This is a genomic window from Arenibacterium halophilum (assembly GCF_005938225.1).
Classification (GTDB): Bacteria; Pseudomonadota; Alphaproteobacteria; order Rhodobacterales; family Rhodobacteraceae; genus Arenibacterium; species Arenibacterium halophilum.
Genome location: NZ_VCPC01000003.1, coordinates 696472 through 718139, shown reverse-complemented (window position 1 = coordinate 718139; position 21668 = coordinate 696472). Strand labels below are relative to the sequence as shown.

Below are 21668 nucleotides of genomic sequence, written 5' to 3'. Positions count from 1 at the left end.
TCGTCGGGGCGCTCAGTACCCCGGGTCGGGCCTCACCCGGCTGCCATCGTGGAACCGCGACAGGCGGAACGGCGTCGGGTCCACCACCGGAGCGGTGCCCATAACCATATCGGCCATCAAACAGCCCGCCCCCGGACCGATGCCAAAGCCATGCCCGGAAAATCCGGTGGCGATGAACAGCCCCGGCACCGTATCGACGCCCGAAATGACCGGGACCGCATCCGGAGTCACATCGATCATGCCGGCCCAGCTTTGCACCACATCGGCCTGCTCAAATATCGGGAACGCCCGACGCAGGGCGGCCAGGCTGCGCCGGAGTGCATGCCGAGAGGGCGCCGGGTCCAGCACGCGGCACTGTTCAAACGCCGTCATCTCGTCCGGTCGCCAGCGCCGCGCCTGCGCCGCCTCTTCGCCCCAGCGCGATGACAGCCGAAACCGTAGCGAGCGCCACTCGGCCCGCAGTGCCGGTAGAAAGGCCCGAGCAAGGCGAAAGCTGTCGGGCACGATATCAACCGTGTTTTCATGGCCCGAAGCCACGGAATAGCCCCCGTCGACCCGCTTGCGAAAGGCAAACTCATCCGACCACAGCGCAGTCTCGGGCCCATCGACAGGGGTGGTGCGCATGACGGTGTTCAGCACCTTCAACTGCGGCAGCGCCACCCCGGAATTGCCCGCGAACAGCCGCGACCACGCGCCAGCGGCAAGCACCACCGCATCGGCACGCACGCGGCCTTTCTCGGTCACCACGCCGGCCACCCGCCCGGCCTCAAGGTACAGACTGCGCACGGCGCAACTGGTCATCACCGTGGCCCCGGCCCTACGCGCGGCATCGGCAATAGCAGTGGTCGCCCACTGCGGTTCGGCCCTGCCATCGGTCGGAGAATACAGCGCGCCCTTCAGCGCCAGATTGCGCCCCGGAAGCAGCGTATCCAGTTCTGACCCGCTGACGATGCGCGCATTCACGGAATCGCGCCCTTCCAGATGCCGCGCCCAAGCCCCGTTGTTCTCGACCTCGCGCTCGGACCTGCAACCAAACAGGATGCCAGAGGCGCGATAGCCCGTGCGCTGCCCTGTGCGCGCCTCAAGCCCGTGCCACAGGCGGATCGATTCGATCATCAGGGGAATCTCGCGCGGATCACGCTGCGACAGGCGCACCCAGCCCCAGTTGCGGCTGGATTGCTCGCCCGCGATCTGACCCTTCTCGCAAAGCAGCACGGACTGGCCCCGTTCGACCAGTTCCAGCGCCGTGGACGCCCCCACGATTCCGCCGCCGATCACGACGGTATCGACGCGATCAGGCAGGCGGTGGTCACTCTCAAACGGTGGCAGCGTCGGACCGGGCATAACGGCATTTAGCCAAGCCGCCACAGGCCGGTCCAGTGGGCCGGAGCAGGCTGTACCAGAATGCCCGCGCCTGTGCCCTGGTTACACCTACCCCGAGATTCGGCCTGCCATGTCGATCACCCGGCGTGTCTGATGTGCGACCACCTTCTTGACCGTGTCAGTGGCTTCGCCGGCATTGGCCGAGGCGCCATACGGTGTCCCAAGCTCGAACATCACTTCATCCGTGTAGCCCGGCGCCACGATGACAGCGCCCCAGTGCATGAAGGTCACGTAGAGCCCCAGCAGGGTCGATTCGCGCCCGCCATGCGCGGTCGAGGTCGAGGTCATTGCGCTTGCAACCTTGTCGGCCAACGCGCCCTTCTGCCAAAGCGGACCGAGCGTGTCGATGAAGGCCTGCACTTGCGACGGCACCGAACCATAGCGCGTGGGTGCCGACAACAAGTAGGCATCGGCCCATTCCATGTCATCGGTGGTGACAACAGGAATGTCCTGCATTTTCTCCAGCTGAGCTTTCCACGCGTCCTGCCCGTTTACCACTTCGTCAGGCGCCGTTTCGGCAAACCGGCGCAGTCGGACATCCGCACCCGCCTCGCGGGCGACTTCGGCGGCATGTTCCGCCATCGCATGATTGGTACCATAGGTGGTGTAGAAGGGAATCAGCAGTTTGACAGAGCTCATGGGCGTGTCCTTTCCGTGGGTTGCTTCGTTCTCATGCAACTTAGGTCGCCCACGGCTTTGGTCACTCCAGATCGGCGCACGTCCGCCATGCGCCATTGCACAATGCGCCGCGCCCCCCTTCTGCCTGACCGGCCCGTCGCCTATATCGCTGACATGAGCCGCGACACGTCAGAGCAGTATTTTTATCGCGTGGCGCACACCACGATCAACGCCCTGCCCAGCCCATTCCGACCCCACGCCGCCGAAGTGGCGCTGATCGTGGCCGATTGGCCCGCGCCCGAGATGCTGGCCGAACTCGATATCACCGATCCCGTCGATCTCACAGGCCTCTACGAAGGCATCCCCCTGACCGAGAAATCCGTCTGGGATACGCCCATGGCGCCGGACACGGTCTGGCTGTTCCGCGAACCGATCCTGGCCGAGTGGCGCGGGCGCGGCGATGTCGCGCTGGCCTCGCTGATCGCCCATGTCACGATCCACGAATTCGCGCATCACTTCGGCTGGAGCGACGATGACATCGCCGAAATCGACCGATGGTGGGAATAGCCTCGCCGCGCCCTGATCGCGCGTGCCGCGCGATGCCCCCGGCGAGGATGTTTATTGCCTCAAAAAAGCAGACGTGATCCCCTTCATTATTCCCGAAATACTCCGGGGGAGTCCGCGCAGCGGGCGGGGGCAGAGCCCCCTCTTGTCCTTTTCAGGTTCTCGCCGATGGCGGCAGAGCCCGCATTCACCCTAAGAAGGATCGCGCCAGCGGTTGACGATGGGATAGCGCCTGTCCAGCCAGAAGGCCCCTTTTGTCAGCCGCGCGCCGGGCGCGGATTGGAACCTCTTGTATTCACTCAGGTAAATCAACCGCTCAACCTTTTGCGCCACCTCACGGTCGAAGCCCGCAGCCACGCAATCGGCGATTGACCCGTCGCGGTCCACCAGGATCTCCAGCATTGCGTCGAGGTCGGGATAGTCCGGCAGGCTGTCGCTGTCCTTCTGGTCGGGACGCAACTCGGCCGAAGGCGGTTTGGTGATGATCCGTTCCGGGATCACCGTGCCCTTCGGCCCCATCATCCAGTCGCGGTGGTTTTCATTGCGCCAGCGGCAGGTCTCGAACACGCGGGTCTTGTAGAGATCCTTGATCGGATTGTACCCCCCCGCCATGTCGCCATAGATCGTGGCATACCCCACCGCGACCTCGGATTTGTTGCCCGTGGTCAGCAGCATCTCGCCGAACTTGTTGCTCATCGCCATCAGCAGCAGCCCGCGCAGACGCGACTGGATGTTTTCCTCGGTCAGGTCGGGCTTGGTGCCCGCGAAGATCGGCGCCAAAGTCTCGGTCACCGCCGCGCGGGCCTGCGAGATCGGAACATGGTCATAGGGGCAACCCAGCGCGCGCGCCGCTGCTTCGGCATCCTCCAGCGACTCGGCCGAGGTATATTCCGACGGCAGCATCACACAGCGCACGTTTTCCGGCCCGATGGCATCCGCCGCTATGGTGGCCACAATCGCCGAGTCCACCCCGCCCGACAGGCCCAGCAGCGCCTTCCTGAACCCGGTCTTGCCCATGTAATCGCGCAGGGATTGCACCATCACGCGATAATCCTGCTCCCACTCCGAGGCATGGGCGTGTTCCTCGCCCTGCTTGATCCGCCAGCCGTCAGGCGTCCGATGCAGATCGACATGGGTGATCGCCACATCGAACTGCGGCATCTGAAAGGCCAACGTGCCACCCGGGTTCAACCCAAAGCTTGCCCCGTCGAAGACCTGATCGTCCTGTCCGCCCACCATGTTGAGGTAAATCAGCGGCAGGCCGGTCTCGACCACGCGGGCAACCATGTGGTTCAGCCGCGTATCGTGCTTGCCCCGGTAATAGGGCGAACCGTTCGGTACCAGCAAGAACTCGGCCCCCGTCTCGGCCAGAGTCTCGGCCACATCCTCGTGCCAGGCATCTTCGCAGATCGGCGAGCCGACGCGCGTATTGCCGACCGAATAGGGCCCGCCCAACGGACCGGAGTCGAAAATCCGCACCTCATCGAAGACGGTTTCATTGGGCAGGTGATGCTTCAGCACCGTGTTCGCGATTTGCCCGCCCTTGAGGATGAAATAGGCGTTGTACAGCTGCGTGCCCTCGATCCAGGGTCCGCCGATGGCAAGCGCCGGACCATCGGCACAATCAACCGCCAACTGGCGGATGTGGCTGATCGCATCCAGGTAAAACGCAGGTTTCTTCACCAGATCCTGCGCGTTGTAGCCGGTGATGAACATCTCGGTCATCGCGACCAGGTCGGCCCCCGCATCGCGGCCCTGTTCCCAGGCCTCGCGCGCCTTGGCCGCATTGCCTGCCAGGTCCCCCACGGCGGGGTTGAGCTGCGCCAATGTCACCCGAAACCGATCGCTCATCCGATGCCCGCCCTTCTGCCTGGTTCGCCTTGTCCTTACCCAGATCGGTGGCCGGGGAAAAGGCGATTGCGCCAAAAGACATTGCCCCACGCCGATGGGTCGCCTAGTTTTGCCTCGTCGGCCCGATCCACGCGCCGGCACGAGGAGGCCGACGGACACTCGCATGAAAACAGCCAGTCTTTCCACCGCAGCCGCGCTGACCCTGGCCCTGGCCCTTCCGGCGCAGGCGCAGAATTCGGAAATCCTGACCACGCAGGACGATATCGGCGGCGTCTACGAGGGCACCTTCCGCAGCGGGCTTCAGCACGGCACCGGAACCTATCGGCTGCCCAACGGCTATGAATACAGCGGCGACTGGGTCGACGGCGAAATCCGCGGCAAAGGCATTGCGCGGTTTCCGAACGGTTCGGTGTACGAGGGTGAATTCGCCAAGGGCAAACCCGAAGGCGTGGGCAAGATCACCTTCTCCGACGGCGGCACGTATGAGGGCGAATGGGCCGACGGCAAGATCAATGGAAGCGGGCTGATCGTTTACGCCAACGGCGTGCGCTACGAAGGCGAATTTCGCGACGCCGAACTTCACGGCACCGGCACCATGCGCAGCCCCAGCGGATACGTCTATTCCGGCGACTGGGTGGATGGCGAGAAACAGGGCCAGGGCACGATCACCTATTCCGACGGCGCGGTTTATGAAGGCGGTATTGCCGCAGGCGAGCGCAGCGGCACGGGCAAGCTGACGCTGCCCGATGGCATGATTTACGAAGGCGACTGGGTTGCCGGGCAAAGCGAAGGCCAGGGCAAGCTGATCCAGGCCAATGGCGACATCTACACCGGCGCATTCGCCGGCGGTCGCCGCCAGGGCGAAGGCCGCGTCGACTATGCCAATGGCGATGTCTATGAGGGCAGCTTTACCGATGACCGCCGCGATGGCCAGGGCACGTTCACCGGCTCGGATGGCTATGTCTACACAGGCAGCTGGGTCGCGGGACAGATCGAGGGCCAAGGTCGCGTGACCTATCCAGATGGATCGGTCTACGAGGGCCAGTTCCGCGCCGACCTGCCCGATGGCGCCGGCACGATCACCTATCCCGATGGCTCGACTTATGAAGGCGACTGGGTCGCGGGGGTGATCGAAGGCGAGGGCACGGCGACCTATGCCAACGGCACGGTCTACCAGGGCAGTTTCAAGAACGCGCTGAACGATGGGACAGGCACCTATACCTACCCGGACGGGCGCCGCTACGAAGGCGACTGGGTCGCGGGCCAGCGCGAAGGCAAGGGCACGGCCACCTATGCCAACGGGTCTGTCTACACCGGCGACTTCAAGGCGGGGCAACGCGACGGCATGGGCGAAATCACCTATCCTGACGGGTTCAGATACGTTGGCCAATGGGCCGAAGGTGAAATGACCGGCAGCGGCACGGCGACCTATGCCAATGGCGATGTCTACGAAGGCGAATTCGTGGATGGCAAGCGTCAGGGCCAGGGCACAATGCGCTACACCTCTGGGCAGGAAGCCAGCGGCACCTGGGAGAACGGCGCGCTCAACCGCGACGACGGGTGAGCCCGGCGGCCTCCTGCCGTTTTCGCGCTGCACGCGAAGCCTCCGGAGGGGAAACCTTCATCCCCAGGAAACCGGGCTTCCTCTTCCTTCTTTGGGGCCCAAATATCCCGGGGGAGTCCGCGCGAGCGGACGGGGGCAGAGCCCCCAGCCACGATTTCAACGTGCACTCGCTCAGGCGGGTTCGTGCGCGTTTAGCTTGGCCTGCGACAGACCCGCGTCGGCCTGTAGGGGCAGGCGCATCCGGAAGACCGAGCCTTTACCGAGTACGCTGGTATAGCTGATATCGCCGTCCAGCTCGCGCATGATGCGGCGCGAGATATGCAGTCCGAGGCCCGAGCCGCGGGCGCTGCGGGTTTCGGAATCGTCCACCTGGGTGAAACGGCCGAATACCTTTTCCTCGGCACCCTCCGGAATCCCGATGCCTCGGTCTCGGATCACGACATCCACGAATCCATCGCCCATTTCAAACCACGCAGATACCGCGCCACCGTCCGTCGAGAATTTGATTGCATTGGACAGGATGTTGGTCAGAACCTGCTTCACCCGTTTTGCATCGCCACGCAGGATGATCGGGCTTTCGGGGCGGCGCAGTCCCATCAGGATTGATTTTTGATCGATCTCGCCCTGCAGGCCAGCTATCGCCTCGTCCAGTGTGGCCCCCAGGTCCACCGCATCGCAGCGCAGGTTCAAATCGCCGCTTTCGATGCGCTGGAGATCCAGCAGGTCGTTCACCAGCACGGCCAGCGTTTCCGAATTGCGCACAGCGCGGGCCAGCAACTGGTCTATCTGCTCTGGTGGCAGGTTCTTGGCGTTGGCTTGCAGCAACTTCAGCACGCCCCGGATAACCGTCAGCGGTGTGCGCAGCTCGTGGCTGACGGTTGCAAGGAAATTGGTCTTGGCCAGATCCGCGGCCTGCGCCCGTTCTGCCGCCTCTTGCATCGTACGCGCCGCATTCCGTTGCGCCGTCACATCGGCCAGCACCACGACCCAGCCGACCCGGGCATTACGGGGCCGGAAGTGCAGCGGGTAAATCCGCGGGGCGTAGCTTCGGCTGCCACGTTCGATCAGCGTTTCTTCGGCACGCCGGGTGCCGTCGGCAATCGCGCGAAGTGCCGGACCGGCATCGGGCAAGTCCCAGGCAAGCCCGCCTTTGTGGGCGGCCTCTGCCCCGAAGACAGCGCGCGCCTCGGGGTTGAACTCCTTCACCGTCCCATCCTCGGTTACGATCAGGATCGGATCCGACGACGTGTAAAACAGAAGATCGCGCCCCATGGCACTGCTGTCGATCCAGCGGCCGTCAGCAATCAGCCACATCACCGCCACCAGCGAAAACGAAAAGGCAAAGGATGTCGGATCGGCTGCGAACAGGGTCATGCCGCCGATCAGATAACACAGGTTGGCCACGATCGGCGCCATCGTGACCAGCAACAGCTTGACGTAGAAGCGGCGCAGGATCGGGGCCGCCTGAAGGGTCGCGGCCGTCGCAATCGAGATGCTGGTGACGATCAGAACATAGATGTAGCCAACGGAGATATAGAACAGCGTTTCGTGGTCATAGGACATTGACAGCCGATCACCGCCGGACGTCATGACCGTACCCGGACCATAGAACATCTGGTGCAGAGGGTTGGTCAGGGCCATCGCGCTGATCACGGCGGGCGCGACGATCAACCCAAGCACCCGCAACCGCACAGGCAACCGCCGCGACAGGGCGTTTTCATACAGGAACATCGCCCAGCTTGTGGCCGTTACCACGATGCCGGGCCAGGCGGCGCGGGCCCAGAACACCTTGCAATCCGCGACGGGCGCCGAAATTTCAAACCCCATCGTCAGCAGCCACCAGAACATGCCAACCAGCGAAAAGGCGAACAGGCGATAGCCCGGCATGTCACGATAGCGGCGCACCCAGATCAGCAGGCCGATCAGCAGGCCGCAGATGGCCAGCACCAGTTCCACAGCCGGGTCTGCAGGCGCCAGAGTGGCGCATGTCGTGATCATTACTGCTATGGCCTCTGGCTTTCGCCGTTTCTTGTATGATTCCGGTGGCGCTTGTGGTGCGGCTTTCCGGCACAGACCATAGTTGTAAGCCGCCCATCGGCACGCAAAACCTAAATGCGCGATCTGACTGTGAATAGCGTCACCCTGTTGCCAAGTTGCACAGGTATCGCCTTTGCTGTCGCCAGATCGCGTCTTGGCGAACCTTCGAAAAAACACGCTTTTCATTCGCGGCAGGCCCGGTATAACCTGCGCCCATGACACAGCGCGCCCATATCCCATGCCTGCCTGCCCCCCGGGGCAGTGCCCGCGCGCTTGGCCTACTGTTCCTAACACGCCTCTGAGCGTGCCATCAGGCGCGCCCGCTCAGAGGATGATGCCTGCGCGCCATTGGCTTTAGGACAGATACAGAAAGTACCGACATGACACAGACCACCGACAAAAATCGCGTGCTGATTTTTGACACCACGCTTCGTGATGGCGAACAATCGCCCGGCGCTACCATGACCCACGCCGAGAAGCTGGAAATCGCCGCGCTGCTGGACGAGATGGGCGTCGACATCATCGAAGCCGGGTTCCCGATCGCCTCGGAAGGCGATTTCAAGGCCGTGAGCGAGATCGCGAAGAACTCGGTCAATTCGGTGATCTGCGGGCTGGCGCGGGCGCAGCTGCCCGACATCGACCGCTGCTGGGAGGCCGTGAAACACGCCGCGCAGCCCCGCATCCACACCTTCATCGGCACCTCGCCGCTGCACCGCGCCATTCCGAACCTGTCGCAGGATGAAATGGCCGAGCGCATCCACGAAACCGTGACACATGCCCGCAACCTTTGCGACAACGTGCAGTGGTCGCCGATGGATGCCACCCGGACGGAATGGGATTACCTGGCCCGCGTGGTCGAGATTGCGATCAAGGCCGGGGCCAGCACGATCAACATCCCCGATACCGTTGGCTATACCGCGCCGGTCGAATCGGCCGAGCTGATCCGCCGCCTGATCGCCGAAGTGCCGGGCGCGGACGAGGTGATCTTTGCTACCCACTGCCACAACGACCTTGGCATGGCGACGGCCAACAGCCTTGCCGCCGTGGCCGGTGGCGCGCGCCAGATCGAATGCACCATCAACGGCCTTGGCGAACGTGCCGGCAACACCGCGCTGGAGGAAGTCGTGATGGCGCTGAAGGTGCGCCATGACATCATGCCTTGGCACACCAACGTCGACACCACCAAGATCATGAACATCTCGCGCCGGGTGGCGACCGTGTCGGGGTTCCCGGTGCAGTTCAACAAGGCGGTCGTTGGCAAGAACGCCTTTGCCCATGAATCGGGCATCCATCAGGACGGGATGCTGAAGAACGTCGAGACGTTCGAGATCATGCGCCCCGAGGACGTGGGCCTGACCGAATCCAACCTCGTGATGGGCAAGCACTCGGGCCGCGCGGCGCTGCGCGACAAGCTGAAGCACCTTGGCTTCGAAGTGGGCGAAAACCAGCTGAAAGACGTGTTCGTGCGCTTCAAGGAACTCGCCGACCGCAAGAAAGAGGTCTACGACGACGATATCGTTGCGCTGATGCGCGCCGGCGAAGACCCGGAAAACGATCACATCAAGCTGAAATCGCTGCGCGTGGTCTGCGGCACCTCGGGGCCGCAATCGGCCGATATGGTGCTTGAGATCGGCGGAAGCGAGCAGAAGACCGAACAAACCGGCGACGGCCCGGTCGATGCAGCCTTCAACGCGGTCAAGGCGCTGTTTCCGCATTCGGCGCGGCTGCAACTCTACCAGGTACACGCCGTGACCGAAGGCACCGATGCGCAGGCCACCGTGTCGGTCCGGCTGGAGGAAGACGGGCGCGTCGTGACCGGCCAGTCCGCCGACACCGATACGGTGGTGGCCAGCGTCAAGGCCTATATCCACGCGCTGAACCGGCTGGTGGTGCGGCGCGCGAAATCCGCCCCCGGCGAAGACCGGCGCGAGATTTCATACAAGGACGTGTCGTAAGAGACGCGCCGGGGCGGGCCCTGCCCTGCCCCGGTGCCTGCTGCCGGTTCCTGGCGCGACGACCCAGCGGAATGACGCCAGCCGTCGCGGATTCCCCGCTTTAACCCAATCGGACACGGGCCTATAACGGCATCGCCTGCGGTCATGTTTGAGTCGCGGGCCAAATTGCAGTTCATACAGGGTCAATCTTGGATGGGATTTTTCGATTTTCTCGGCGGCTTGTTCACGGCGGACATGGCGATTGACCTTGGAACGGCCAACACGCTTGTTTACGTCAAGGGCCGGGGCGTGATCCTGAGCGAACCTTCGGTGGTGGCCTATCACGTCAAGGATGGCGTCAAGAAGGTGCTGGCCGTGGGCGAGGACGCCAAGCTGATGCTGGGCCGGACGCCGGGCAGCATCGAGGCGATCCGCCCGATGCGCGAAGGCGTGATTGCCGATTTCGACACCGCCGAGGAAATGATCAAGCATTTCATCCGCAAGGTGCACAAACGCTCGACCTTCTCGAAGCCCAAGATCATCGTCTGCGTGCCCCATGGCGCGACGCCGGTTGAAAAGCGCGCGATCCGCCAGTCGGTTCTGAGCGCGGGCGCGCGCCGCGCCGGGCTGATCGCGGAACCCATCGCGGCAGCCATCGGCGCCGGGATGCCAATCACCGACCCGACCGGCAATATGGTTGTCGACATTGGCGGCGGCACCACCGAGGTGGCCGTGCTGTCGCTGGGCGACATCGTTTATGCTCGCTCGGTCCGCGTCGGTGGCGACCGCATGGACGAGGCAATCATCAGTTACCTGCGCCGCCAGCAGAACCTGTTGGTGGGGGAATCCACCGCCGAACGCATCAAGACCAGCATTGGCACCGCCCGCATGCCCGATGACGGACGCGGCACAAGCATGCAGATTCGCGGCCGCGACCTGTTGAACGGCGTCCCGAAAGAGATTGAAATCAGCCAGGCGCAGGTCGCCGAGGCGCTGGCCGAACCCGTCCAGCAGATCTGCGAGGCGGTGATGACCGCGCTCGAAGCCACCCCGCCTGACCTGGCGGCCGATATCGTCGACCGTGGCGTGATGCTGACTGGCGGCGGCGCGCTGCTGGGCGACCTGGACCTGGCGCTGCGCGAACAGACCGGCCTGGCCGTGTCGATCGCCGATGAATCGTTGAACTGCGTGGCCTTGGGCACCGGCAAGGCGCTGGAATACGAAAAGCAGCTGCGCCACGCGATTGACTACGACAGCTAGGGCGCGCAGGCTTTCCTGCACAGCCCCGGTTGCCACCAACCGGGACGCAAAAGGGCATTCTCTTGGCCAAGGACCGCTCACAGCGCGATGACTATTCCGGCCCGCTGCGGCGCTTGCTGCTGGGGGTCGTCTGCCTGTGCCTGATCGCGATCCTTCTGGTCTGGCGCATCGACAGCCCGCGCGTCGAACGGTTTCGCGCCCAGGTGACCGACAAGGTTGTACCCAATATGGACTGGGCGCTGGTTCCAGTGACCGCCACCATCAACCTGTTCCGTGATTTCCAAAGCTATCAACGCCTTGCGGAACAGAACCGGGAACTGCGCAGCGAATTGCGCCAGATGCAGGCCTGGAAAGAGGCGGCGCTGCAACTGGAACAGGAAAACGCGCGCCTGCTGGATTTGAACAACGTGCGACTTGACCCGCGGCTGACCTTTGTCACCGGCGTGGTGATGGCCGACAGCGGATCGCCCTTTCGCCAATCCGTGCTGCTGAACGTGGGCGCGCGCGACGGGATCGTTGATGGCTGGGCCGCGATGGACGGTATCGGGCTGGTCGGGCGGATTTCGGGCACCGGCGATACCACCTCGCGCGTGATCCTGCTGACCGATGCGGCTAGTGCAGTGCCCGCGATCATCCAGCCTTCGGGGCAATCGGCGCTGATCCGGGGCGACAATTCGATGGCCCCGGTGATCGATTTTCTGGAAAACGCCGAATCCGTGCGCCCGGGCGACCGGGTCACCAGTTCGGGCGATGGCGGGGTATTTCCCGCCGGCCTGCTGATCGGGCAGGTGGCGGCCGCTCCCAGCGGGCAGCTGCGCGTGCGTTTGGCTGCCGATTACGAGCGGTTGGAATACCTGCGCGTGCTACGCCACCACGGCACGGAATCCGTGGCCGATCCGGGCCACGTGGTTGCCCCCTCTGCCCCCGTTGCGCAGGCCGAAAGCACCCAGCCGGACCCGGGCGATGGCTGACTATTCTGCGCCTCATGTCTGGTCACGACGAATCGTGTTCGTGCTGCTGGTGGTGGCGATCATCTTCTTTCACCTGATCCCGCTGGACACCGTGCCACGCCGCTGGGCGCCGCCGGATCTGATTTTGGCCTTCGCCTTTGCCTGGGTGATGCGGAGGCCCGATTACGTGCCTGCCCTAAGCCTTGCGCTGATGATGTTGATGGCCGATCTGCTGTTCCAGCGCCCGCCCGGGCTGATGGCGCTGTTGGTGGTGCTGGGGGCCGAATACCTGAAAAGCCGGGTCTACGCGCCGGGCGACAGCAGCTTTGTGGTGGAATGGATCGCGGTGGCTGCGGTGATGGTGGCCATTGCTGTGCTGAACCGGTTGACGCTGACGTTACTTCTGGTGCCGATGCCCCCCCTTTCGCCCACCGTGATCCAGATGGTATTGACGATTGCGGTCTACCCTCTGGTCGTGTTTGTCAGTCAGACGGTGATGGGCGTGCGCAAACCCACCCCCAGCGATGCCGGGGCAATCGGAGGCCGGGCGTGAAACGCAATCCGAAGGATCAGGAACAATCGCACCGCAAGCTGGGCCGCCGCGCACTGGTGCTGGGCGGTTTGCAGCTGGCCTTTGCCGGAACCCTGGCCATGCGGATGCGGTATATGCAGGTCGAGCAGGCCGACCAGTTCCGCCTGCTGGCCGAGGAAAACCGCATCAACATCCGCCTGATCGCCCCCAACCGGGGCGAGTTGTTCGACCGCAACGGCAAGGTGCTGGCCCGCAACGTGCCGAGCTATCGCATCGTCATGGTACGCGAAGATGCGGGCGACGTGGACAAGGTGATCGGCGATCTGTCGCGGCTTGTGGCCCTGAATCCGGAAGAGCTGGAGCAGGCCATGACGGAAATGCGCCGCAGCGCACCCTTCCTGCCCGTCACGCTTGCCGATCGGGTCAGCTGGGACGATGTCAGCCGCGTCGCGGTGAACGCCCCCGCTCTGCCCGGGGTCACGCCCGAGGTGGGCCTCACGCGGGTCTATCCGCATGGCGCGGATATGGCGCATGTGGTCGGCTATGTCGGCCCGGTCAGCGACTATGACCTGCAACAGATCGAAGACCCCGAGCCGGTGCTGCGGATTCCGCGCTTTCAGATCGGCAAGGTCGGGCTGGAAGCCAAGCGCGAGGATGTGCTGCGCGGCAAGGCCGGGGCCAAGCGGGTCGAAGTGAACGCCACCGGCCGCGTGATGCGCGAGCTGGACCGCCGCAACGGGCAGGCGGGCGCCGATCTGCAGCTGACGCTGGACGCCGATCTGCAATCCTATGTGCAGGCGCGACTGGGAAACGAAAGCGCCAGCGCCGTGGTGATGGATTGCGAAACCGGCGATATCCGCGCCATCGTGTCGTCGCCCAGTTTCGACCCGAACCTGTTCGTTCAGGGGATTTCGGTTGCCGATTACCGCGCGCTGACCAACGACCCTTATCGCCCGCTGGCCAACAAGTCGGTGCAGGGCACCTATCCGCCCGGCTCGACCTTCAAGATGATCACTGCGTTGGCCGCGCTGGAGGCCGGGACCGTCGGCCCCGAGGAAACGGTGTGGTGCCCCGGCCACCTCGAGGTGTCGGGGCGGCGGTTTCACTGCTGGAAGGGCGGCGGGCACGGGCATGTCGACCTGATGAATTCGCTGAAGCAAAGCTGTGACGTCTACTACTATGATGTCGCGATGAAAGTCGGGATCGACAATATCTCGGCCATGGCACAGCGGCTGGGGCTGGGCGTGCGCCACGATCTGCCAATGTCGGCGGTGGCCAGCGGGCTGGCCCCGGACCGGGCGTGGAAGAAACGCGTGCACAATCAGGACTGGCTGATCGGGGATACCGCGAACTCGGCCATCGGTCAGGGCTATATGCTGGCTTCTCCGCTGCAACTGGCCGTGATGACGGCGCGCCTTGCCACGGGGCGCGCGATCGAGCCGCGTCTGGTCCGCTCGGTCGACGGGGTCGAGGAACCGCTGGGTGCGAATGAACCGCTGGGGCTGAACGAAAACCACCTGCGGCAGGTGCGGCGCGGCATGAACGCCGTGATGAACGACCGGCGCGGCACCGCCTATAAATCGCGTATCGTGGCCGAGGGCATGCGCATGGCCGGCAAGACCGGCACCAGCCAAGTGCGCAACATCACTGCCGCCGAACGCGCCGCCGGGGTCATCAACAACCGCGATCTGCCGTGGGAGCGGCGAGATCACGCGCTCTTCGTGGCCTTTGCGCCTGTCGAGGCGCCGCGATACGCGGTATCGGTTGTTGTGGAACATGGCGGCGGCGGATCGACCGCGGCCGCACCCATCGCGCGGGACGTGATGTTGCAGGCGCTTTACGAAGGCACGCCGCCTCTGGAAGCTTACCCCACCGCCGACCGTAATCGCATCAAGGCGCAGCAGGAAAAACTGCAACGCGAACAGGACGAGCGCGCCCCCGTGCGCAGCGACCGCGCATGAGCTATCTTGAGTATAACGTCAAATCCACGCCCAGTGGCCTTCGTAAGGTGCTGTATCTGAACTGGCCGCTGATCCTGCTGTTGTGCAGCGTTGCCGGTGTGGGTTTTCTTCAGCTCTACTCGGTCGCCGGAGGCTCGTTAAGCCCCTGGGCAGAGCCGCAGATGAAACGCTTTATCTTGGGGCTCAGCGTGATGCTGGTGGTCGCCATGGTGCCGGTCTGGTTCTGGCGCAACATGTCGGTGGCCGCCTATCTGATTTCGGTCGTCCTGCTGATCGCGGTCGAACTTGTCGGCATCGAAGGCAAAGGCGCGCAACGTTGGATCGACATCGGGTTCATGCGGCTGCAACCCTCGGAGTTGATGAAGATCACGCTGATCATGCTGCTGGCGGCCTATTACGACTGGCTGCCGGGGCACCGCACCTCGCGCCCGTTCTGGGTGCTGGTGCCGCTGGTGATCATCCTGTTCCCGACCTACCTTGTTCTGCGTCAGCCCGACCTTGGCACCTCGATCCTGCTGATCACGGCGGGCGGCGGGCTGATGTTCCTGGCGGGCGTGCACTGGGCCTATTTCACCGCGGTGATCGCCGCCGGGATCGGCCTGATCACGGCGGTGTTTGAAAGCCGGGGAACGCCGTGGCAGCTGCTGAAGGATTATCAATACCGCCGGATCGACACGTTTCTTGACCCGGCGTCGGACCCGCTGGGCGCAGGCTATCACATCACGCAATCCAAGATCGCGCTGGGATCGGGCGGCTGGACCGGGCGCGGTTTCATGCAAGGCACCCAATCGCGGCTGAACTTCCTGCCCGAGAAACACACCGATTTCATCTTCACCACCCTGGCCGAGGAATTCGGATTCGTCGGGGGCATTTCGCTGCTGGCGCTTTACATGCTCATCATCATCTTCTGTATCGCCACGGCCATGGCGACGCGCGACAGGTTTTCATCTCTGGTCACGCTGGGCGTGGCGATCACCTTCTTTCTGTTCTTCGCCGTCAACATGTCGATGGTCATGGGGCTGGCCCCCGTCGTCGGTGTACCGCTGCCCATGGTCAGCTATGGCGGATCGGCGATGCTGGTGCTCATGGTAGGTTTCGGCCTTGTGCAAAGCGCCCATATCCACCGCCCGCGCGGGCGCAACTGATCCACGAACCCAGGACCTTCATGACTGTCAATATCCTCTTCGCCGCCAAAGAAGAACGCTGGCCAACGTATGAACCGCATCTGCGCCGCGCGCTGGACGATAAGGGGTTGGATTATGACCTGCGCCGCGATTTCGCGCCGGATGAGGTGGATTACATGGTGTACGCGCCCAACAGCGACGTGCAGGATTTCACCCCCTACACCCGGCTGAAAGCGGTTCTGAACCTTTGGGCCGGGGTCGAGGGCATCACCCGCAACGACACGCTGACCGTGCCGCTGGCTCGGATGGTCGACGACGGGCTGACACAGGGCATGATCGAATGGGTTACCGGCCATGTGCTGCGCCATCATCTGGGGATGGATGCCTATATCGTGAATCCGGATCAGGAATGGAACCTGATCGTACCGCCACTGGCGCAGGACCGCAGCGTTGCGATCCTTGGCCTTGGCGCACTAGGCCGCGCCTGCGCGGAAACGCTTGTCGGGCTTGGTTTCAAGGTAAGCGGCTGGAGCCGCTCGCCCAAGGAGATCGCCGGTGTCACCTGCCACCACGGTGAAAACGGGCTGACCGAAACACTAGCCGAGGCCGAGATCCTCGTACTGCTCCTGCCCGACACCCCCGCGACCGAGAATACGCTGAATGCCGAAACACTGGCCGCGCTGCCGCGCGGCGCGGTGATCCTGAACCCCGGACGCGGTCCGCTGATCGACGACAACGCGCTGATCGATGCCTTGAACAGCGGCCAGATCGGCCATGCCACGCTTGATACCTTCCGGATCGAGCCACTGCCCGCCGACCACTCCTATTGGGCGCACCCCAGGGTGACTGTCACACCACATTGCGCCTCGGAAACGAGACCCGCCAGCGCCAGCCGCATCATCGCCGAAAACATCGCGCGCGGCGAATCGGGCCAGCCCTTCCTGTACCTGGTAGACCGTGACAGCGGCTATTGAGGCCGCCTGCTGACAGGTTCGGTTTTGAGTGTTTGAGCCGAAAAGAAGCCAGGACGTTCCACCTTCTTTTCGGTCCAACAACTCTCGCCGGAGGCTTGCGTCGCAGGCGCAATCAGGCCGCGAGACCGCGCCCTTTGAGAAGAGCGTCAACACCGGGCAAGCGGCCTCGGAATTCGGTATAAAGCTCGGCCGCGTCACGGCTGCCGCCGGTCGACAGGATCGTGTCTTCCAGCGAACGTGCCAGCGTCGGGTCAAAGGCGTCTCCCGCCTCCTCAAACGCGGCGAAGGCATCGGCGTCCATCACTTCGGACCACATATAGCTGTAATACCCAGAAGAATAGCCATCGCCCGAGAAGACATGTGCGAACTGAGGCGTTGCGTGACGCATCCCGATCGCATGTGGCATTCCCAGCGAGTCGAGGATTTCCTCCTGCCGTGCCATAGGGTCCACGGGGGGCGCGTTGTCGTGAAATTCCAGGTCGACCAGCGCCGAGGCGACATATTCCACGGTCTGGAAGCCCTGATCGAAATTCGCGGCGGCCAGCACCTTGTCCAGCATCGCCTGCGGCATCGGGGCGCCCGTGTCGACATGGGTGGCAAAGCTGCGCAGCACCTCGGGCACTTCAAGCCAGTGTTCGTAAAGCTGGCTGGGCAGTTCCACGAAATCGCGCGCCACCGAGGTGCCTGACACGCTTTCATAGGTCACATCCGACAGCATCTGGTGCAGTGCGTGGCCGAATTCGTGGAACAGCGTTCGCGCATCGTCATATGACAGCAGCGCAGGCGTACTCTTGGCGAAATTGCAGACGTTGATCACCACCGGAGCCTGGATTTCGGGGAATTTTGCCTGCGACCGCATCGCCGAGCACCACGCCCCCGACCGTTTCGAGCCACGCGCGAAATAGTCCCCGATGAAGACAGCGACGTGTTTGCCGTCGCGCCGTACCTCCCACGCCCGGCAATCGGGGTGGTAGAGCGGCACGTCAAGCTGGTGAAAACTTAGCCCGAACAAGCGGTTGGCGCAGTCGAAAGCCGCCTCGATCATGCGATCCAGCTGGAGGTAGGGTTTCAGTGCCGCCTCGTCTAGGTCGTGTTCCGCCGCGCGACGTTTTTCAGCGTAGTAGCGCCAGTCCCAGGGTTCGAGCGGGCCGTTCACGCCCTCGGCCTGCATCATCGCGGTCAGCACTTCGGCATCGGCCAGCGCACGGGCGCGGGCCGGCTCCCAGACCTGCATCAGCAAGTCGCGCACCCGGTCGGGCGTACCGGCCATTTCGGTGTCGAGCTTGTAGCGCGCAAAGGTATCGTAGCCCAGCAGCTGCGCCCGTTCCTGCCGCAGAGCCAGCGTTTCGGCGGCGATTTCGCGGTTGTCGGTCGCGCCGCCATTGGCGCCGCGCGCGGCCCAGGCCCGATAGGCGATTTCGCGCAGGTCGCGGCGCGGCGAAAACTGCAGGAAGGGCACGATCAATGACCGCGACAGGGTAATTACCGCCCCCGGCGCGCCCTTGTCGCGGCCCGCCGCCTGCGCGGCCTGTACCAGAAAGTCGGGCAGGCCTTTCAGCCCGTCGGCGTCCAGATCCATCGACCAGTCGCGTTCATCCGCCAGCAGGTTCTGGGTAAAGGCGGTGCCCAGCGTCGCCAGCCGCGACTTGATCTCGCGCATCCGCGCATCCTCGGCCCCGTCCAGCGCCGCGCCCGAGCGGACGAACCCGCGATGGGTCAGCATCAGCACACGCGCCTGTTCCGCCGTCAGGTCAAGCCCGTCGCGCCCCTGCCAGACGGCATCCAACCGTGCGAACAGCGCCTTGTTCGATGAAATCCCGGCGTAATGCGCGGCCAGCTTCGGGGAAAATTCCCGCTGCAACTCTTCGCGCTTTGGGGTGCTGTCGGCCCCCGCCAACGTAAAGAACACCGACAGAACGCGATCCAGCGCCGCGCCCGAGGCTTCCAATGCCTCTACCGTATTGGCGAAATCCGGAGCCTCCGGGTTCGTGGCGATGGCGTCGATCTCGGCCAGATGCGCCTCCAGCGCGCGCTCCAGCGCGGGGGCGAAATCATCGTCAGTGATTGTGTCGAAGGGGGCAATCTGGAACGGTGTGGTCCAGTCGGCAAGAATCGGATTGGGCATTGCGGCACTCCTTTGGCGTCACCCTAGACGAGTGGCGGCGCCGGGTGAATTCGTCACGCGGTCGCGGTGCCGCAGATCGGGCAATCGGGCCGTCGTTTCAGCGAAATCCTGCGGCTTTCGCCATATAGCGCATCGTGAATCGCCATGGCTCCCAGCAGAGGAGTGCCCGCCCCCGTCACAACCTTGATCGCCTCGGCAGCCATCATCGCGCCAAGGATACCTGGCAACGGCCCCAACACGCCTGCCTCGGCGCAAGACGGCGCAAGCCCCGGCGCCGGAGCTTCGGGGAAGATGCACTGATAGCACGGTGCGCCACGGGCCGGGTGAAACACCGAAAGCTGGCCTTCCCATTGCGACAGGGCACCGGAAATCAACGGCTTGCCCAACGCCACGGCCGCACGATTGGCCAGATACCGCGTTTCGAAATTATCGGTTCCATCCAGAATGACATCATAATCGGCAAACAGCGCCTCGGCGATGTCTGCCTTTAGACGGCGGTGATACGGGCGCACTGTGATGTGGGGGTTTTGTACGATCATCGCGGCTTCGGCGGAAAATACCTTTGGCACGCCGATATCAGCGTCGCGGTGAATCACCTGCCGCTGGAGGTTGGCATTTTCGACGATGTCGTCGTCGATAACCCCGATCGTGCCGACGCCCGCCGCCGCCAGATATTGCAAGGCAGGCGCGCCCAGACCTCCGGCGCCTATGACCAAAACTTTCGCGCGCTTCAGCTTGGCCTGCCCCGGGCCGCCGATCTCGCGCAGCACGACGTGGCGCGCGTATCGCTCCAGCTCGGTTTCTGTGAACAACCCGGTCGATTGTGAAGGTGCCGCCGTCCCCACGGCGCGCCGACGCAATCTCCGCACACCGTAGGCGTAGACACCAGTCAAGCTGCCCAGCCCCAGCAGGATCAGCCAGGGCGCCACCGAACCGCCCGTCGCCACACGCAGCCCATGCCCATCAGGCAGCACCAGATGGCCCAGGATCACCACCCCCAGCAACAACCCGATCAAAACAAGACGCTGGCGACGCGGCGCTTTCATCAGCGCGCCCAGCCCCCAGAGCGCAGCCGCCAGTGCCAGCACCAACAACATCAGCCGCGCCCGGTCGAGCCAAAACCGCCAGCCCCGCGCGCGGTATCGCCAAGCGTCTCGACCACCTCGAAGCCGGCCTGCACCACCGGCGCCACCACCATCTGCGCGATCCGCTCGCCGTGGGCGATCTCGAACGCCGTATCGCCCGTGTTCAGCACGATCACGCCCACCGGGCCCCGGTAATCGCTGTCGATGGTGCCGGGGCTGTTGATCAGCGTGATCCCATGTTTCAGCGCAAGGCCCGAGCGCGGGCGGATCTGCACTTCGAACCCTTGGGGAATGGCCATGCGCAGCCCGGTCGGCACCAGCGCACGCGCGCCTGGCGCCAACACCACAGCCTTCCCGCCGGGCAGATTGGCCCGGATGTCCGCGCCCGCGGCCCCGGCGGTTTCATAGGACGGCAAGGCAATCGCCCGATCCGCGCCGCCTTCATATTCGATTTCGATCCGCACCATCTTTGCTTCTTCTCGGTCCAAATACTCCCGCCGGAGGCGGTCCCTAGGCCAGCGCCGCCGCGATCCGGTCGGCCAACTGCCGCGCCACCGCGTCCTTGCCCATGCGCGGCCAGCTTTCTGCGCCGTCGTCGGAAATCAGCACCACCGCGTTTTCCGTGCCACCCATGATTCCGGTGGCGGCGCTCACGTCATTGGCCACGATCCAGTCGCACCCCTTGCGCGCGCGCTTGGCAGTGGCGTTTTCAATCACGTCATTTGTTTCGGCGGCAAATCCCACGACCAACCCGGGCCGACCGGTCGCCATCTGGGCCACTCGCGCCAGGATGTCGGGGTTTTCGGCAAACTCCAGCTTGGGCATCCCGTCGCGGGTCTTCTTCAGCTTGCGGTCAGATTGGCTTGCCACGCGCCAGTCGGCAACGGCGGCGGCGAAAACAGCCGCCTCGGCAGGCAGCGCCGCATCAACCGCATCCGACATCTGCTGCGCGGTTTGCACGCGCACCACCTCGACCCCCTCGGGCGGGGCCACATCGGCGGGGCCGGTCACGAACACCACATGCGCCCCAAGCGCCGCCAGCGCGCGGGCAATCGCGGTGCCCTGCGCGCCCGAAGACCGGTTCGCGATATAGCGGACCGGGTCGATGGGCTCGTGCGTCGGACCCGAGGTCACGATGATCCGCTTGCCCGCAAGCGGCCCCGCCCCCAGCATCCCGGCAGCCGCCGCGACAATCTCGTCGGGTTCCGCCATCCGGCCGGGGCCGAATTCGCCGCAAGCCATCGCGCCGTCACCCGGGCCCACCATCTTCACCCCATCCGCGCGCAGCTGTGCCACGTTCCGCTGCGTCGCCGGGTGCTGCCACATCCGCACGTTCATCGCGGGCGCGGCCAATACAGCCGTGTCGGTCGCCAGCAGCAGGGTCGAGGCCAGATCATTCGCCATCCCCTGCGCCATCTTCGCCATCAGGTCGGCCGTCGCCGGCGCCACCACGATCAGATCGGCCGACCGTGACAGCTCGATATGGCCCATCTCGACTTCGTCGGTCAGGCTGAACAGCTCGGTATGGGTTTTCTGCCCCGACAAACCCGACAGCGACAGGGGCGTGACAAACTCGGCCCCCGCCCGGGTCAGAACCGGCGTCACCGTAGCGCCCACCTCTTGGAATTTTCGGATTAGGATCTGCGACTTGAAGGCTGCGATGCCGCCGCCGATGATCAAGAGAATACGCTTGCCTGTCAGCATCG

The 21668-nt window shown here is 64.2% G+C and carries 17 protein-coding genes; 9 read left to right on the top strand and 8 right to left on the bottom strand.

Annotated elements, in window-relative coordinates; all coding sequences use genetic code 11:
- Nucleotides 1–12: 12 nt before the first annotated feature.
- Nucleotides 13–1344 carry an NAD(P)/FAD-dependent oxidoreductase gene (locus tag FGK64_RS16665; protein ID WP_138864947.1) on the bottom strand — a complete coding sequence of 444 codons (1332 nt, stop codon included), beginning with the start codon at nucleotides 1342–1344 and terminating at the stop codon, nucleotides 13–15.
- Nucleotides 1345–1431: 87 nt separating this feature from the next.
- Complete coding sequence (gene wrbA / locus FGK64_RS16660; RefSeq protein ID WP_138864946.1) at nucleotides 1432–2022, bottom strand: NAD(P)H:quinone oxidoreductase; 591 nt, start codon at nucleotides 2020–2022, stop codon at nucleotides 1432–1434.
- Between the two features lie 153 nt (nucleotides 2023–2175).
- On the opposite strand from wrbA, the gene FGK64_RS16655 reads away from it, so the two are divergent.
- Nucleotides 2176–2568, top strand: a complete 393-nt coding sequence (locus FGK64_RS16655; protein ID WP_138865035.1) for a metallopeptidase family protein — start codon at nucleotides 2176–2178, stop codon at nucleotides 2566–2568.
- Nucleotides 2569–2757: 189 nt separating this feature from the next.
- On the opposite strand, the gene FGK64_RS16650 is transcribed toward FGK64_RS16655, so the two are convergent.
- A complete protein-coding gene (locus tag FGK64_RS16650; protein ID WP_138864945.1) occupies nucleotides 2758–4416 on the bottom strand; it encodes an NAD+ synthase in 1659 nt (552 codons plus the stop codon).
- Between the two features lie 163 nt (nucleotides 4417–4579).
- Here FGK64_RS16650 and FGK64_RS16645 point away from each other — a divergent pair, with 163 nt between their 5' ends.
- The gene (locus FGK64_RS16645; protein ID WP_138864944.1) at nucleotides 4580–5980 is read left to right on the top strand and encodes an MORN repeat-containing protein; all 1401 of its coding nucleotides are present in this window, start codon (nucleotides 4580–4582) and stop codon (nucleotides 5978–5980) included.
- 171 nt (nucleotides 5981–6151) lie between these two features.
- On the opposite strand, the gene FGK64_RS16640 is transcribed toward FGK64_RS16645, so the two are convergent.
- Entirely contained in the window at nucleotides 6152–7978 is a 1827-nt protein-coding gene (locus tag FGK64_RS16640) for a sensor histidine kinase (protein WP_171054111.1), read from the bottom strand.
- Between the two features lie 419 nt (nucleotides 7979–8397).
- On the opposite strand from FGK64_RS16640, the gene FGK64_RS16635 reads away from it, so the two are divergent.
- The 7 genes from FGK64_RS16635 (at nucleotide 8398) to FGK64_RS16605 (ending at nucleotide 16752) form a co-directional block, all read left to right on the top strand.
- The gene (locus FGK64_RS16635; RefSeq protein WP_138864942.1) at nucleotides 8398–9972 is read left to right on the top strand and encodes a 2-isopropylmalate synthase; all 1575 of its coding nucleotides are present in this window, start codon (nucleotides 8398–8400) and stop codon (nucleotides 9970–9972) included.
- Nucleotides 9973–10164: 192 nt separating this feature from the next.
- Nucleotides 10165–11211, top strand: coding sequence for a rod shape-determining protein (locus tag FGK64_RS16630; protein ID WP_138864941.1), 1047 nt, complete (start codon nucleotides 10165–10167; stop codon nucleotides 11209–11211).
- A 62-nt stretch (nucleotides 11212–11273) separates the two neighbouring features.
- Nucleotides 11274–12182 (top strand): rod shape-determining protein MreC, encoded by a 909-nt coding sequence (gene mreC, locus FGK64_RS16625; protein WP_138864940.1) that lies wholly within the window; start codon nucleotides 11274–11276, stop codon nucleotides 12180–12182.
- Nucleotides 12175–12714: a rod shape-determining protein MreD gene (locus tag FGK64_RS16620; RefSeq protein ID WP_138864939.1), complete on the top strand. Its 540-nt coding sequence runs from the start codon at nucleotides 12175–12177 to the stop codon at nucleotides 12712–12714. Before mreC ends, FGK64_RS16620 begins: the two co-directional genes overlap by 8 nt.
- On the top strand, nucleotides 12711–14654 hold the full coding sequence (gene mrdA / locus FGK64_RS16615; protein WP_138864938.1) for a penicillin-binding protein 2: 1944 nt from the start codon (nucleotides 12711–12713) through the stop codon (nucleotides 14652–14654). Before FGK64_RS16620 ends, mrdA begins: the two co-directional genes overlap by 4 nt.
- Nucleotides 14651–15799 (top strand): rod shape-determining protein RodA, encoded by a 1149-nt coding sequence (gene rodA / locus FGK64_RS16610; protein ID WP_138864937.1) that lies wholly within the window; start codon nucleotides 14651–14653, stop codon nucleotides 15797–15799. The genes mrdA and rodA overlap by 4 nt, the downstream gene beginning before the upstream one ends.
- A gap of 20 nt (nucleotides 15800–15819) precedes the next feature.
- Nucleotides 15820–16752, top strand: coding sequence for a 2-hydroxyacid dehydrogenase (locus tag FGK64_RS16605; protein ID WP_138864936.1), 933 nt, complete (start codon nucleotides 15820–15822; stop codon nucleotides 16750–16752).
- A 112-nt stretch (nucleotides 16753–16864) separates the two neighbouring features.
- On the opposite strand, the gene FGK64_RS16600 is transcribed toward FGK64_RS16605, so the two are convergent.
- From FGK64_RS16600 to coaBC, 4 genes are read right to left on the bottom strand one after another with little or no spacing between them, the layout of a single operon-like run.
- Nucleotides 16865–18877 (bottom strand): M3 family metallopeptidase, encoded by a 2013-nt coding sequence (locus FGK64_RS16600; RefSeq protein WP_138864935.1) that lies wholly within the window; start codon nucleotides 18875–18877, stop codon nucleotides 16865–16867.
- A 53-nt stretch (nucleotides 18878–18930) separates the two neighbouring features.
- Nucleotides 18931–19974: a HesA/MoeB/ThiF family protein gene (locus FGK64_RS16595; RefSeq protein ID WP_138864934.1), complete on the bottom strand. Its 1044-nt coding sequence runs from the start codon at nucleotides 19972–19974 to the stop codon at nucleotides 18931–18933.
- Nucleotides 19974–20429, bottom strand: a complete 456-nt coding sequence (gene dut, locus FGK64_RS16590) for a dUTP diphosphatase (RefSeq protein ID WP_138864933.1) — start codon at nucleotides 20427–20429, stop codon at nucleotides 19974–19976. The genes FGK64_RS16595 and dut overlap by 1 nt, the downstream gene beginning before the upstream one ends.
- A gap of 43 nt (nucleotides 20430–20472) precedes the next feature.
- A complete protein-coding gene (coaBC, locus tag FGK64_RS16585; RefSeq protein ID WP_138864932.1) occupies nucleotides 20473–21666 on the bottom strand; it encodes a bifunctional phosphopantothenoylcysteine decarboxylase/phosphopantothenate--cysteine ligase CoaBC in 1194 nt (397 codons plus the stop codon).
- Nucleotides 21667–21668 lie beyond the last annotated feature (2 nt).